Origin of the sequence: Streptomyces sp. NPDC018693 (assembly GCF_044391385.1) — a bacterium.
GTDB lineage: Bacteria > Actinomycetota > Actinomycetes > Streptomycetales > Streptomycetaceae > Streptomyces.
The window spans coordinates 639,452-653,079 of the sequence record NZ_JBIRZZ010000003.1 but is presented as its reverse complement, the minus strand read 5'-3'; the positions used below and the strand labels follow the sequence as shown (position 1 = coordinate 653,079).

Genomic DNA, 13,628 nt, shown 5'->3' with positions numbered 1-13,628 from the left:
GAGGGCGGCACCCCCGCACAGGGTGCCGCCCTCCTCTTGCGTGCCGGAGCCGTCGGCCATCGGTTGAGGGTCGGGGACGGACGACGGCTCCGGGGTCGGGATGGGGCCCAGTGGGGACCGGTGGGGCCCGTAGGCCCCGCGGCCCCGTCGGTCAGCGGTGGTCGCTGCCCACCGAGTCGGTGGCCGCGCGGCCGGCCTCCAGGCGGGCCACCGGGATGCGGAAGGGGGAGCAGGAGACGTAGTCGAGGCCGACCTCGTGGAAGAAGTGGACGGACTCCGGGTCGCCGCCGTGCTCGCCGCAGACGCCGAGCTTGATGTCGGGGCGGGTCTCGCGGCCCGCCTTCGCCGCGGCCCTGACCAGTGAGCCGACGCCGTCCTTGTCGATCGTCTCGAAGGGGGAGACGCCGAAGATGCCCTTCTCCAGGTAGGCCGTGAAGAACGATGCCTCCACATCGTCCCGGGAGAAGCCCCACACCGTCTGGGTCAGGTCGTTCGTGCCGAAGGAGAAGAACTCGGCGGCCTCGGCGATCTGACCGGCGGTCACCGCGGCGCGTGGCAGTTCGATCATCGTGCCGATCGACAGCTTGAGCGACGTACCGGTCGCCGCCTCGACCTCGGCGATGACCTGGTCGGCCTCGTCACGGACGATCTCCAGCTCCTGGACGGTGCCGACAAGCGGGATCATGATCTCCGCGCGCGGGTCGCCCTTGGCGTTCTTGCGCTCGGCGGCCGCCTCGGCGATCGCGCGGACCTGCATCGTGAAGAGGCCGGGGATGACCAGGCCCAGCCGCACACCGCGCAGGCCCAGCATCGGGTTCTGCTCGTGCAGGCGGTGGACCGCCTGGAGGAGGCGGAGTTCGTTCTCGTGCGGCTCCTGGCGGGACTCGGCCAGGGCGACGCGGACCGAGAGTTCCGTGATGTCGGGCAGGAACTCGTGCAGCGGCGGGTCGAGCAGGCGGACCGTGACGGGCAGGCCGTCCATCGCGGAGAAGAGTTCCACGAAGTCCTTCTTCTGCAGGGGCAGGAGCTGCTGGAGGGCCTGCTCGCGCTCCTCCGCCGTGTCGGCCAGGATCAGCCGCTCGACCAGCTCACGCCGGTCGCCGAGGAACATGTGCTCGGTGCGGCACAGGCCGATGCCCTGGGCGCCGAAGCGGCGGGCGCGCAGCGCGTCCTCGGCGTTGTCGGCGTTGGCGCGTACCCGCAGGCGGCGCTTGCGGTCGGCGAACGCCATGATGCGGTGCACGGCCTCGACGAGCTCGTCGGCGTCCTGGGCGCCCGCGTGCATGCGGCCCTCGAAGTACTCCACGACGGGGGACGGGACCACCGGCACTTCGTCGAGGTAGACCTTGCCGTTGGAGCCGTCGATGGAGATCACGTCGCCTTCCTCGACGACGTGCCCGCCCGGCACCGTCATCCGGCGGCGCTTGGTGTCGACCTCCAGCTCCTCGGCGCCGCAGACACAGGTCTTGCCCATGCCCCGGGCGACGACGGCCGCGTGCGACGTCTTGCCACCCCGGCTCGTCAGGATGCCCTCGGCCGCGATCATGCCGTCGAGGTCGTCGGGGTTGGTCTCACGGCGGATCAGGATGACCTTCTCACCCGAGCGGGACCACTTCACGGCGGTGTACGAGTCGAAGACGGCCTTGCCGACGGCGGCGCCCGGTGAGGCCGCGATGCCCCGGCCGACCTGCTGGACCTTCGCGTTCTCGTCGAAGCGCGGGAACATCAGCTGGGCGAGCTGGGCGCCGGTGACGCGCTGGAGTGCCTCGGCCTCGTCGATCAGGCCCTGGTCCACCAGCTGGGTGGCGATGCGGAAGGCCGCGCCGGCGGTGCGCTTGCCGACCCGGGTCTGGAGCATCCACAGCTGACCGCGCTCGATCGTGAACTCGATGTCGCACAGGTCCTTGTAGTGGTTCTCCAGCGTCTCCATGATCTGCATCAGCTGGTCGTACGACTTCTTGTCGATCGACTCCAGCTCCGCCAGCGGGACGGTGTTGCGGATGCCGGCGACGACGTCCTCGCCCTGCGCGTTCTGCAGGTAGTCGCCGTACACGCCCTGGTGGCCCGAGGCGGGGTCACGGGTGAAGGCGACGCCGGTGCCGGAGTCGGGGCCCAGGTTGCCGAAGACCATCGAGCAGACGTTCACCGCGGTGCCCAGGTCGTGCGGGATGCGCTCCTGGCGGCGGTACAGCTTGGCCCGGTCGCCGTTCCAGGAGTCGAACACCGCCTTGATCGCGAGGTCCATCTGCTCCCGCGGGTCCTGCGGGAAGTCCCGGCCGGTCTCCTTCTTGACGATCTTCTTGAAGGTGGTGACGAGCTTCTTGAGGTCCGCGGCCTCCAGGTCGGTGTCGACCGTGACCTTCTTGGCCTCCTTGGCCTTGTCGAGCGCGTCCTCGAAGAGGTCGCCGTCGACGCCGAGGACGGTCTTGCCGAACATCTGGATGAGGCGGCGGTAGGAGTCCCAGGCGAAGCGCTCGTCGCCGGCCTGGTCGGCGAGGCCCTTCACGGACTTGTCGGAGAGGCCGATGTTGAGGACGGTGTCCATCATTCCGGGCATCGAGAACTTGGCGCCGGAGCGGACGGAGACCAGGAGAGGGTTGTCGGCCTGGCCCAGCTTCTTGCCCATGCGCTGCTCCAGCGCGTCGAGGTGGGCACTCACCTCGTCGCGCAGCGCCGCGGGCTCCTCGCCGCTCTCCAGGTAGACCTTGCACGCCTCGGTCGTGATCGTGAAGCCGGGCGGGACCGGAAGGCCCAGGTTGGTCATCTCGGCGAGGTTGGCGCCCTTGCCGCCGAGGAGGTCCTTGAGGTCCTTGTTGCCCTCGGTGAAGTCGTAGACGAACTTCACGCCCTCAACGCTGTCGCCCTGTACGGCTACCTGGGGTTCTTTGTTTTCCGACACGGGTCTCGACTCCTCGAGGACGCGGTGGCTGCCCTGACGGCCAGGAACATACCCAGATCGAAGGCGTCTGGGTACGTCCACTCGTGCGTCATGCGCCTGTAACCAGGCGTCCGCCAGGGGATCGAAAGTCAAGGCTTGGTAAGGCGGAGGCGGTTTCTGTCTTCATTTCCTGAACACAATCAGCCCCATCGGCAGGCTATGGCGCTCATGTGAGCGCGATTCGGCACGTATGATTTTCCGCGATGAACGATCAAGGGGTGGCACCCAGTGCCACCCCTTCCAGAAGTGCAGCCGCTCTTGATCCGCTCATCTGAGCGCAACCCTTATCAGGGGTGGCGAGAATCACGCCGCCGCAGGGCGCCCGATTTCACCATGCGGACGGGTATCCAGGACCGAAACATCCATGTCACACCCCGCCTCGCAGCCTCCGGGGCCTCACACCCCCAGCGCCAGCAACCGCTCCTCCACCCGCTCAGGTGCGTACAGGTGCTCCACCACCAGCGCCCCGGCCCCGACCAGCCCGGCCCGCTCCCCCAGCCGCGAGGTCACCACCTCCAGATGGGCCGTCGAGCGCGGCAGCGCCCGCTGGTACAGCAGCTCCCGTACGCCGGTGACGAACGGCGTCCCGGCGAGGTCCCCGGCGATCATCAGCACGCCCGGGTTGAGCAGGGTGACGACCGTCGCCAGCACGTCCCCGACCCGGCGGCCGGCCTCGCGCGCCAGCGCCATCGCCTCCGGGTGCCCCGCCGTGAGCAGGTCCCGTACGTCCGAGCCGGACGCGGCCGGCACCCCGGCCGCCGCCAGCCGCCGGGCCACGGCGCCACCGCTGGCGAGGGCGGCCAGACAGCCGTAGGAGCCGCAGCGGCACATCGCCTCCGCGCCGTCCGGGACCCGGATGTGCCCGATGTCCCCGGCGCCACCGTCGATGCCCCGGAAGACGGAGCCGTCGACCACGACCCCGGCGCCGATCCCCGTGGACACCTTGACCAGTACGAACGCCGAACAGTCGGGATAGGAGGTGCGCTGTTCGCCGTACGCCATGAGGTTGGCGTCGTTGTCGACGAGCACCGGGACCGGACCGGCGCCGGTGCGCTCACCGAACGCTCGGGACAGGCGGCCCCGTATGTCGTAGCCGTCCCAGCCGGGCATGATCGGCGGCTGCACCACCCGACCGGTCTCGCTGTCCACCGGGCCGGGGACGGCGATGCCGATGCCGCACACCTCGTCCGCCCGGTGCCCCGCCTTCTCCAGCAGCTCCGCGAACCAGCCGCCCAGCTCGCCCAGCACGATGTCCGGGCCGTCCTCGATGACGAGGGTCCCGGAGTGCTCGGCGAGCAGTTCGCCGGTGAGGGTGAGGACGGCCGCGCGGGCGTGCCGGGTGTCGAGGTCGGCGGCGAGGACCACCGCGTGCGCGTCGTCGAACTCCAGGGTGATGGAGGGGCGCCCGCCGAGCGGGGAGTCGACCGGACCGCCGGCGCCCTCACGCAGCCAGCCCGCGCGGAAGAGACGGTCCAGGCGCTGTCCGACGGTGGCGCGGGACAGCCCGGTGGCCTGCTGCAGCGCGCCGCGTGTGGTCGCACGGCCGCTGCGGACCAGCTCCAGCAGGTCACCGGCGCTGCCCTGACCCCGGCCGCCCGAGGCGGAACCCCGGCCGCCGCCTGTCTGCCCGCGAGTCGTCATGCGCACCCCCTTGTGTTTCTCAAGCTTGCATTACATATTGAGTTTTGCGTGTTAAATAGACGTAACCCTACGGTAGCCACCGCCGAACCGGGTTCGACTGTGGTGTCGTCAACGTTCTTCGGGGAGCCCCGAGTGGATCGCACTGCCCAGCTCATCACCCGCCCCGCTGAGCGCACCTTTGCATACGATCCGGACACCACCGCCGGTTCGTTGCACCTCAGGGCGGTGGAAGTGCTGGACGGCAACTGGACGGGAACGTCCACGGTGCCCTCGCGGGGCCTGTACCCGCACCAGTGGTCATGGGACTCGGCGTTCATCGCGATCGGGCTGCGGCACGTCTCGCCGCTGCGGGCGCAGACCGAGCTGGAGACGCTGCTGGACGCCCAGTGGGACGACGGGCGCGTGCCGCACATCGTCTTCAACCCCTCCGTCCCGCTCGACGCGTACTTCCCGAGCCCCGACTTCTGGCGCTCCTCGACCGCGGGGCGCGCTGCGGGCGCCCCGCGCACCGTACAGACCTCCGGCATCGTGCAGCCGCCGGTGCACGCGCTGGCGGCCTGGCTGGTGCACTGCTCCGACCCCGGCCTGTCCCGGGCGCGCGGCTTCCTCGCCCGGGTGTACCCGCGGCTGGCCGCCTGGCACCGCTATCTGCTGCACCGGCGCGACCTGGGCGGTGCCGGCCTGGTGTCCGTCGTACACCCCTGGGAACAGGGTATGGACAACAGCCCCAGCTGGGACGCCCCGCTCGCCCGGGTCACCCCCGCCCCGGCCCGCTCCTTCCGCCGCGCCGACCTCGACCACGGGGCGGCCGAGGACCGGCCGACCGATCTGGACTACGGGCGGTACGTGCGGCTGGCCGCCGACTACCGCGACCGGGAATACGCCGATGGTGCCGGGGACTTCGCCGTCGAGGACCCCGCCTTCAACGCCCTGCTCGTCGCCTCCGAGCACGCGCTCGCCCGCATCGCGCACGAGCTCGGAGCGACGGGCACGGCCCGGCACGCACGTGCGGAGCGGCTGACGGCGGCCCTGGTGGAGCGGCTCTGGGACCCGGCCGAGGGCATGTTCTTCTGCCGGGACGTGCGCGGCGGGGAGCCGATCCCCGAGCGCGGGGTCTCCGGACTCGTCCCGCTGCTGCTGCCCGGCCTGCCGCGCGAGGTGGCCGCCGCCCTCGTCCGCACGCTCACCGGCCCGCACTTCGGGCTGGGCGCCACCACCCGCCTCGTACCGAGCTACGACCTGCTCGGTGAGGCGTTCGACCCGCACCGCTACTGGCGCGGCCCGGCCTGGTTCAACACCGGCTGGCTGCTGGAGCGGGGCCTTCGGCTGCACGGCGAGACGGCCCGCGCGGACGCGCTGGGCGAGGCCGTGCTCGACCTCGCGGCCGCCTCGGACTTCGCGGAGTACGTCGACCCGTACACCGGCGAAGCCTGCGGCGCGACCGGCTTCGGCTGGACGGCCGCGCTCGCACTCGACGTCCTGCACACCGCGTCCGAGAAGCGACACTCCGAGAAGCACCACAAGAACCACAAGAACCACCAGAACCAACAGAACCAGCAGAACCACCAGGCCCACTAGGCACTCGGATCACCAGGCACTCAACGGCTTCAAGGGAGGGGACCGGAGATGACCGACCGGCATCATCTGCTCGTCTACGGCGGGACGTTCGCCGCCGTAGACGACCGCGGGGACATCAGCGGCGTACGGGGCGCCGGCTCCTCCCCGCAGGGATTATTCGTCCGTGACGCGCGGCACCTCAGCCGCTGGCAGCTGACCGTGGACGGCGCGGTGCCGGAGCCGCTGACACCGGTCGCGGACAGCGACACCGCGCGCTGCGTCCTCGTACCGCGCGGCGGCCGCACCGAGCCGCCGTCCTGCACGCTCTTCCGTGAACAGGCCGTCGGCGACGGCTCGTTCGTGGAGTCGCTGCGGGTCACCAGCAATCGCGCGGTGCCCACCACCATCCGGATCGCGCTCACCGCCGACGCCGACTTCACCGACCAGTTCGAACTCCGCACCGACCACCGCACCTACGCCAAGTCCGGCGCCGTACGCCGCCGCGAAGTCCTCGGCCACGGCGTGGAGTTCACCTACCGGCGCGGTGAGTGGCTGTCCCGTACGACGGTGACGTCCGACCCCGCCCCGGACAGCGTGGAGGAGACCGGCACCGGCGCCCGGCGGCTGGTGTGGAAACTGGAGCTGGAGCCGCACGGCACCACCGAGTTGACGGTACGGGTGATGGCCCGGCCGCACGGCGAGAAGCGGGCCCTGCGGGTGCCCCGCTCCCCCGCCGCGCTCGGCGAGCAACTCCTGGAGGCCGAGGGCAGGTTCATGGAGGGCGTGGCCTTCCCCACCGGCTGGCCCGAACTGGCGGCGGCCTGTGCGCGGGGCCTCGCGGACCTGGCGGCGCTCCAGGTCCCGGCGACCGGCCCGGACGGCGAGGAGCTACGGGTCCCGGCGGCCGGCGCGCCCTGGTTCCTGACGCTGCTCGGCCGGGACGCGCTGCTCACCTCGCTGTTCACCCTGCCGTACCGCCCCCAGCCCGCCGCCGCGACCCTGCTGGCGCTGGCCGCCGCGCAGGCCACCGAGACCGGCCCGCGGGCGGTGTCCCAGCCCGGCAAGATCGTGCACGAGGTCCGCCACGGCGAGCTCGCCCACTTCGAACAGGTGCCGTACGGCCGTTACTACGGCTCGGTCGACGCGACGCCGCTGTTCCTGGTGCTGCTCGGCGCGTACGTCGAGCGGACCGGGGACGTGCGGCTCGCCCGCCGTCTGGAGCGGCACGCCCGCGCGGCCATCGGCTGGATGCTGGACCACGGCGGGCTCACCTCCCGCGGCTACCTGGTCTACCGCGCCGACCAGGGCGGCCTCGCCAACCAGAACTGGAAGGACTCCCCCGGCGCCATCTGCTCGGCCGACGGCACCCGGCCGGCCGGCGCGGTGATGGCGGCGGGCGCCCAGGGCTACGCGTACGACGCGCTGCGCCGGACGGCGTGGCTGGCGCGCACGGCGTGGGGCGACGAGACGTACGCGGCCCTGCTGGAGCAGGCGGCCGGGGATCTGCGCGACCGCTTCCAGCGGGACTTCTGGATGCCGGAGCGGTCCTTCCCGGCGCTGGCGCTGGACGGCGCGGGGCGGCAGGTGGACGCGCTGGCGTCCGATGCTGGGCATCTGCTGTGGTCGGGGCTGCTCGACAAGGAGTACGGCGAGGTGGTGGGCCGGCGTCTGCTGGAACCGGACTTCTTCTCCGGGTGGGGCGTGCGGACGCTGGCGGCCGGGCAGCCGGCGTACCACCCGTTGTCGTACCACCGCGGGTCGGTGTGGCCGCATGACAACGCGCTGATCACACTGGGGCTGGCGCGGTACGGACTGCACGACGAGGCTCGGGAGGTCGCGCACGCGCTGGTCGACGCGGCGACCGCTGCGGGGCATCGGTTGCCCGAGGTGATCGCGGGGTACGGGCGGGACACGCATCCGGAGCCGGTGCCTTATCCGCATGCGTGTGTGCGGGAAGCGCGGTCTGCGGCGGCGCCTCTTGCGTTGCTTACGGCGGTTGGTGGCGCCTGATCAGGGGGTGCTGAAGCTGTCCGCGCGGGTGCGGGCCGGTGGGGGCTGGTCGCGCCCGCGCGGCGGTAGCCGCAGATTCAACACGGCCCCGCGCCCCTGAATAAACTGAACGTCGGCTGCCAGGTGTCCGTACGTTACGGTGGCGGATCCGATCCCCCCACGTCGGGTCCGCCGTACCGCCGGGATCGTACGGAAGGACCCTCGGGTGGCTGTGTCCACGCGCTCACCGCAGGCTGCCGACGAGGTCGAGGCTGTGGAGGAAGCCTCGGCGCCGTCCCTCAGGTCCCGGTTCTCACGGCTGCGTTCCTGGCGCGGCCGGTATCCCCGTGTCGCCCGTGTGCTCTGGTGGAGCACGACCGTCCTGTCGGTCGTCCTCGTGCTCGGCGCCCTGCTGCTGCCGAACAACGCGAAGGCGTTGCAGGTGAGCACGTTTATGACGCTGCCGGCGGAGGCGATCGTGCTGTGCGCGGTGCTGATCGCGCTGCCGCGGCGGACGCGGACCGGGGTGGCCGTGCTGGGCGGTTTCCTGCTGGCCGCGCTGACGGTGCTGAATCTGCTGGACATGGGCTTCGCGGAGTATCTGGGCCGGGGGTTCAACCCGGTGCTGGACTGGGTGCTGCTGGACGACGCGCAGGCGTACGTCGAGGACTCGATGGGGCGGGCGACGGCGGTCTGGGCGGTGGTCGGGCTGGTCGCGCTGGTCGCGGTGCTGTTCGCCGTGATGGCGGCGGCGGTGGTGCGCATCGGCACGATCCTCGCTCGTGACACGCAGGCCGCCACCCGGGGCACGCTCATCGCCGGGACCGCCTGGATCACCTGCTCCATCCTGACGCTCCAGGCCGGCGGTGAGCCCCTCGCCGCGCATCGCGCCGCCAACGCGCTGACCGGGCAGGCCGAGCGGGTGCGGGACACGCTGCGGGACGAGGCGGCGTTCGCGAAGGAGGCCCGGGTGGACGCCTTCGGTGCCACACCGCCCGAGCAGCTGGTGCCCGATCTGCGGGGCAAGGACGTCATCTTCACGTTCATCGAGAGCTACGGCCGCAGCGCCATCGAGGATCCGATCATCGCGCCGGGAGTGAACGCGACGCTCGCCGCGTCCACCGAAGCGCTGGAGAAGGCCGGGTACAAGGCGAAGAGCGGCTGGCTGACCTCCGCGACCTACGGCGGCAGCAGCTGGCTCGGCCACTCCACCACCCTGTCCGGGCTGTGGATCGACAACCAGCAGCGCTACCGCACGGTGATGGCCAGCGACCATCTCTCCCTCACCAAGGCGTTCCAGAAGACCGGCGCCTGGGACACCGTCGGCATCATGCCGGGCGTGCAGAAGGCGTGGCCCGAGCAGAAGTACTACGGCCTCGACAAGGTCTATAACGCCTTCCAACTGGGCTACGAAGGGCCGAAGTTCAGCTGGTCGACGATGCCCGACCAGTATGCGCTGGAGGCGTTCCAGCGGCTGGAGCACGGCAAGGAGCGGGACCGGCCGCTGATGGCGGAGGTGATCCTGACGTCCAGTCACCAGCCGTGGGCGCCGCTGCCGGAGATGGTCGGCTGGGAGGAGCTGGGCGACGGCTCGCTGTTCGGCCCGATCGAGCAGGCCGGGAAGAAGGCGCAGGACATCATCTCCGACAGCACCGCCTCGCGCGAGGAGTACGGCAGGTCGGTCGAGTACTCGGTGACCGCCCTCACCGAGTGGCTGGAGCGCTACGGCAGCGAGGACACCGTCCTCGTCTTCCTCGGCGACCACCAGCCCATCGCCCGGGTCAGCGGCGACAAGGCCAGCCGGGACGTGCCGGTCTCGATCGTCGCCAAGGATCCGGAGGTGCTGGCGAAGATCGCCGACTGGGAGTGGACGGATGGCCTGCAGCCTGCGAAGGACGCCCCGGTGTGGAAGATGAGCGCCTTCCGCGACCGTTTCCTCACGGCGTACGGCTCGACGCCGCACCCCACGAAGTAGCCGGTCACCCTCCGGACGTGTCCAGCTCCGCGTCCTCGCTCACGCCCGCGCAGTCGTACGGGTCCTTCAGCCAGCCGTCGGGCAGTACGACGCGGTTGTTGCCGGACGTGCGCCCGCGAGGCCCGTCGGCGCCGGCCGGCCACGCCTGGTCGAGGTCCAACTCGTCGAGCCCGGCGCGCAGTTCGGCGAGGGAGGAGGTGATCGCGAGGCGCTTGCGCATCTCGGAGCCGACCGCGAAGCCCTTCAGGTACCAGGCGACATGCTTGCGGAAGTCGATGACCCCGCGCGCCTCGTCGCCGATCCACTCGCCGAGCAGGGTGGCGTGCCGGACCATGACGTCGGCGACCTCGCGCAGGGTGGGCCGTACGTAGTGATCGGTACGCCCCTCGAAGGCGGCCACGAGGTCCGCGAACAGCCACGGCCGGCCGAGGCAGCCGCGCCCGACGACGACCCCGTCGCACCCGGTCTCCCGCACCATCCGCAGGGCGTCCTCGGCCGACCAGATGTCGCCGTTGCCGAGGACGGGGATCTCCGGCACATGCTCCTTCAGCCGGGCGATGGCCTCCCAGTCGGCGGTGCCGCCGTAGTGCTGGGCGGTGGTACGGCCGTGCAGGGCGATGGCGGTGACGCCCTCCTCGACGGCGATACGGCCGGCGTCGAGGTAGGTGAGGTGGTCGTCGTCGATGCCCTTGCGCATCTTCATGGTGACGGGCAGGTCACCGGCGCCGCTGACGGCCTCGTGCAGGATCGCGCGCAGCAGGTGCCGCTTGTAGGGGAGGGCCGATCCGCCGCCCTTCCTCGTCACCTTCGGGACCGGGCAGCCGAAGTTCAGGTCGATGTGGTCGGCGAGGTCCTCCTCCGCGATCATGCGGACGGCCTTGCCGACGGTCGCGGGGTCGACGCCGTACAGCTGGATCGAGCGCGGGTTCTCGGTCGCGTCGAAATGGATCAGCTGCAGGGTCTTCTCGTTGCGCTCGACCAGCGCCCGGGTGGTGATCATCTCGCTGACGAACAGCCCCTTGCCGCCGCTGAACTCTCTGCACAGGGTGCGGAACGGCGCGTTGGTGATCCCGGCCATGGGGGCCAGGACGACGGGGGGCTGGACGGTGTGCGGGCCGATCTGGAGGGACGGGGTCCGGAGGGGCGGGGCGGTCGTGGGCATTCACCCATTCTCGCGTACCGGGCGGGGCGGGGCGACATTAATTAGTTAGACGTACTATCGACAGGGCGGACGCAGCCGCAACATCCCGACAACCGACCGCACTCTTGCGGAAGAATGCCAGGACCCGAATTGCATAACCTCGGAAAGTCCCAGTCGACCGAAGCGAAAGAGGGCATGCAATGGCTCGGGGATTCAAGCAGGCATTCAGGGCCGCCGTCGTGACGGGAATGGCGTCGGCCGCCACGGTGGGGTTGTTCGCGCCGACGGCGAGCGCCACCGAGAACACGTGGATCATGGACAGGAGCCGCAATAACCTGTGCATGACCGCCAAGTCCGGAGGCGCCGTGGCGAGGGAGAACTGCCGCTTCGGTGACCTGTCGCAGCTGTGGGACCGCACGGGCGCCCGGATCAAGCGGGCCTACTCGAACCAGTGCCTCGACAGCAACAACGCCGGCCATGTCTACTGGCTGGAATGCAACGGCGGCAACTACCAGAACTGGGACTACAACAGGGCCGTCGATGGGTGGGTCTACGTCAAGAACCGGCAGACCGGTAGGTCTCTCGTCCTCAACGGGTCCGGATACATGACCCTCCCCCAACGGTTCCAGGACTCCCCCTTCAGGTTCTTCGGCGGCGAGTAGTCGCCTCGCAAGAAGCCGGTAGCCCCTGAGGGTCATGGGTTCCGGACCGCTTCAAGCGGTCCGGAACCTTTTTCTTTTTCACTTCTGCGGGCTACGCCTCCGCAATATCCCGACAGATGTCCGCACTATTTCGACGGAACTCCCGTACGGAAACTTCGTAGGGTCGCTGCCGTACCACGGAAGGCCCGCAATCGGGCTGTTCGCAAACTCACCTTCTCTTCCAGGAGTCGAAGTGCAGCGTCTTGCGAAAACTCTCAGTGGAATACGCGGAACACATGGAACGCGAGGAACGAAAGGCATGAAGCGCGGCGCCCGTCGCTCTCTGACAGCCGGCGTCCTCTCCGTCGTCGCCGTCACCGCTACCGTGCTGGGCACCACACCCGCCGCCGCGTGGGCCCCGGGCACCCAGCACTGGGGCGACGCCACCTGGTACAACCCGAGCGCCGGGGTCGGGGCGTGCGGCTGGCGCAACGGTGACAACGAGATGGTGGCGGCCGTCTCCCCGCAGGTGTACGGCAACTACCCCAACCCGAACAACTCTCCCGTGTGCGGCAGGAAGATGGTGGTCTTCAGCGACGCCGCCGGGAGCTGGTCGAAGCCGGCCATCGTCGTGACGGTCGTCGACAGGTGCGCGGGCTGTGGGCCGGACGACGTGGACCTCAGCCCCGCCGCGTTCCAGAAGCTGCGCGGTCTGGACGTCGGCCGGTTCCGCACCACATGGATCGAAGCGGAGTAACCCTTCTGATCGGTGAACGACGGACAGGCCCGGCCGGGCCTGTCCGTCGTTCACCGCTGTCCGCGCCGCAGCCGCCGGTACTCCGTGGGCGTGTGGCCGACCTGCTTGCGGAACACCGCGGTGAAGTGACTGGCCGTACTGAACCCGCACAACAGGCCGATCCTGCCCACCGGCTCATCACCCGCCTCCAGTAACCGGCGCGCGGTCTCGATCCGCAGTCCGGTGAGGAACTGATGGGGGGTCTGCCCGGTCGTCGCGGAGAACAGGCGCAGGAAGTGGAACCGGCTCAGCGCGACCTCCCGCGCCAGGTCGGCCAGGCCGATGCGGTCGGCGAGGTGGGCACGCATGTACGCGGTGACCGTGTCCATCTGCCGGGAGTCGAGTGCGCCGGGCCGGGCGGGTCTGCTGTGCAGGGGCGAGAGGAGATGGGCCGCCAGGTACTCCGCGGCGGACTCGGCGTAGAGCTGCCCGGCTCCGGCGTCCTGGGCCCGGACCAGGGCGGCGGCCATGGAGGTGATCAGCGGGTCCGGTTCGGCCACTCTCTCCAGCGACCCGAGGTCGGCGCCCCGGCCGTCGGGCTCCTCGGCCATCTGACGCCCGAAGACCTCCATCGGCAGGAGGATGTGCACCGCTTCCATGGGGCCCGGTCCGACGGGTCGGCCACGCACCACGGCCCGCAGCCCGGGAGGGACCTGGCAGGCGTCTCCGGGGGCGCACAGAGCCGAACGCCACGGGCCGTCACCGATGTGCGCGTCGAACCGTGCCGCACCCCGCAGATGCGCGACGATCCGGAACCGGTCCGAGGGCGGCAGATTCCGTTCGACCACTTCCAGCGTCACCATCCGGCGTTCGACGCTCAGCGCCCGCCACGGGGCCGGGCTCTCCGGCGCCGGCGGGAGCGCCGGGGATTCGTAGCGGGCAGTCGTCATCGCGCGCACCTCCCGGGGGTCGTTCAAGGGGCGACACGACGGTATGGGGCATTCCGGATG

Annotated in this window: 9 protein-coding genes; 5 read left to right on the top strand and 4 right to left on the bottom strand. The window is 70.6% G+C overall.

The window, feature by feature from the left end; genetic code table 11:
- Positions 1-151: 151 nt before the first annotated feature.
- Both ppdK and ACH5AC_RS11320 read right to left on the bottom strand, forming a co-directional pair.
- The gene (gene ppdK, locus ACH5AC_RS11325; protein WP_398861467.1) at positions 152-2,899 is read right to left on the bottom strand and encodes a pyruvate, phosphate dikinase; all 2,748 of its coding nucleotides are present in this window, start codon (positions 2,897-2,899) and stop codon (positions 152-154) included.
- A gap of 435 nt (positions 2,900-3,334) precedes the next feature.
- On the bottom strand, positions 3,335-4,579 hold the full coding sequence (locus ACH5AC_RS11320; protein ID WP_398861466.1) for an ROK family protein: 1,245 nt from the start codon (positions 4,577-4,579) through the stop codon (positions 3,335-3,337).
- Positions 4,580-4,711: 132 nt separating this feature from the next.
- Between ACH5AC_RS11320 and ACH5AC_RS11315 the strand changes: the two genes are divergently transcribed.
- The 3 genes from ACH5AC_RS11315 to ACH5AC_RS11305 all read left to right on the top strand — a co-directional run bounded on the left by ACH5AC_RS11315 (position 4,712) and on the right by ACH5AC_RS11305 (position 10,100).
- On the top strand, positions 4,712-6,157 hold the full coding sequence (locus ACH5AC_RS11315; RefSeq protein ID WP_398861465.1) for an MGH1-like glycoside hydrolase domain-containing protein: 1,446 nt from the start codon (positions 4,712-4,714) through the stop codon (positions 6,155-6,157).
- A gap of 48 nt (positions 6,158-6,205) precedes the next feature.
- Positions 6,206-8,146, top strand: a complete 1,941-nt coding sequence (locus ACH5AC_RS11310) for a glycogen debranching N-terminal domain-containing protein (RefSeq protein WP_398861464.1) — start codon at positions 6,206-6,208, stop codon at positions 8,144-8,146.
- Positions 8,147-8,351: 205 nt separating this feature from the next.
- Complete coding sequence (locus ACH5AC_RS11305; RefSeq protein WP_398861463.1) at positions 8,352-10,100, top strand: CDP-alcohol phosphatidyltransferase; 1,749 nt, start codon at positions 8,352-8,354, stop codon at positions 10,098-10,100.
- Between the two features lie 4 nt (positions 10,101-10,104).
- On the opposite strand, the gene dusB is transcribed toward ACH5AC_RS11305, so the two are convergent.
- A complete protein-coding gene (gene dusB / locus ACH5AC_RS11300; protein WP_398861462.1) occupies positions 10,105-11,262 on the bottom strand; it encodes a tRNA dihydrouridine synthase DusB in 1,158 nt (385 codons plus the stop codon).
- A gap of 179 nt (positions 11,263-11,441) precedes the next feature.
- On the opposite strand from dusB, the gene ACH5AC_RS11295 reads away from it, so the two are divergent.
- Positions 11,442-11,903, top strand: coding sequence for an RICIN domain-containing protein (locus tag ACH5AC_RS11295; protein ID WP_398861461.1), 462 nt, complete (start codon positions 11,442-11,444; stop codon positions 11,901-11,903).
- Positions 11,904-12,201: 298 nt separating this feature from the next.
- Positions 12,202-12,639: an RlpA-like double-psi beta-barrel domain-containing protein gene (locus tag ACH5AC_RS11290; RefSeq protein WP_398861460.1), complete on the top strand. Its 438-nt coding sequence runs from the start codon at positions 12,202-12,204 to the stop codon at positions 12,637-12,639.
- A gap of 50 nt (positions 12,640-12,689) precedes the next feature.
- On the opposite strand, the gene ACH5AC_RS11285 is transcribed toward ACH5AC_RS11290, so the two are convergent.
- The gene (locus ACH5AC_RS11285; protein WP_398861459.1) at positions 12,690-13,568 is read right to left on the bottom strand and encodes a helix-turn-helix domain-containing protein; all 879 of its coding nucleotides are present in this window, start codon (positions 13,566-13,568) and stop codon (positions 12,690-12,692) included.
- Between the last annotated feature and the right edge of the window lie 60 nt (positions 13,569-13,628).

Bases quoted from the DNA above. Each gene is read 5' to 3' on its own strand.
- ACH5AC_RS11290 (WP_398861460.1), top strand. From the start codon at position 12,202: ATGAAGCGCGGCGCCCGTCGCTCTCTGACAGCCGGCGTCCTCTCCGTC.
- ACH5AC_RS11285 (WP_398861459.1), bottom strand. From the start codon at position 13,568: ATGACGACTGCCCGCTACGAATCCCCGGCGCTCCCGCCGGCGCCGGAG.
- dusB (WP_398861462.1), bottom strand. From the start codon at position 11,262: ATGCCCACGACCGCCCCGCCCCTCCGGACCCCGTCCCTCCAGATCGGC.
- ACH5AC_RS11320 (WP_398861466.1), bottom strand. From the start codon at position 4,579: ATGACGACTCGCGGGCAGACAGGCGGCGGCCGGGGTTCCGCCTCGGGC.
- ACH5AC_RS11310 (WP_398861464.1), top strand. From the start codon at position 6,206: ATGACCGACCGGCATCATCTGCTCGTCTACGGCGGGACGTTCGCCGCC.
- ACH5AC_RS11295 (WP_398861461.1), top strand. From the start codon at position 11,442: ATGGCTCGGGGATTCAAGCAGGCATTCAGGGCCGCCGTCGTGACGGGA.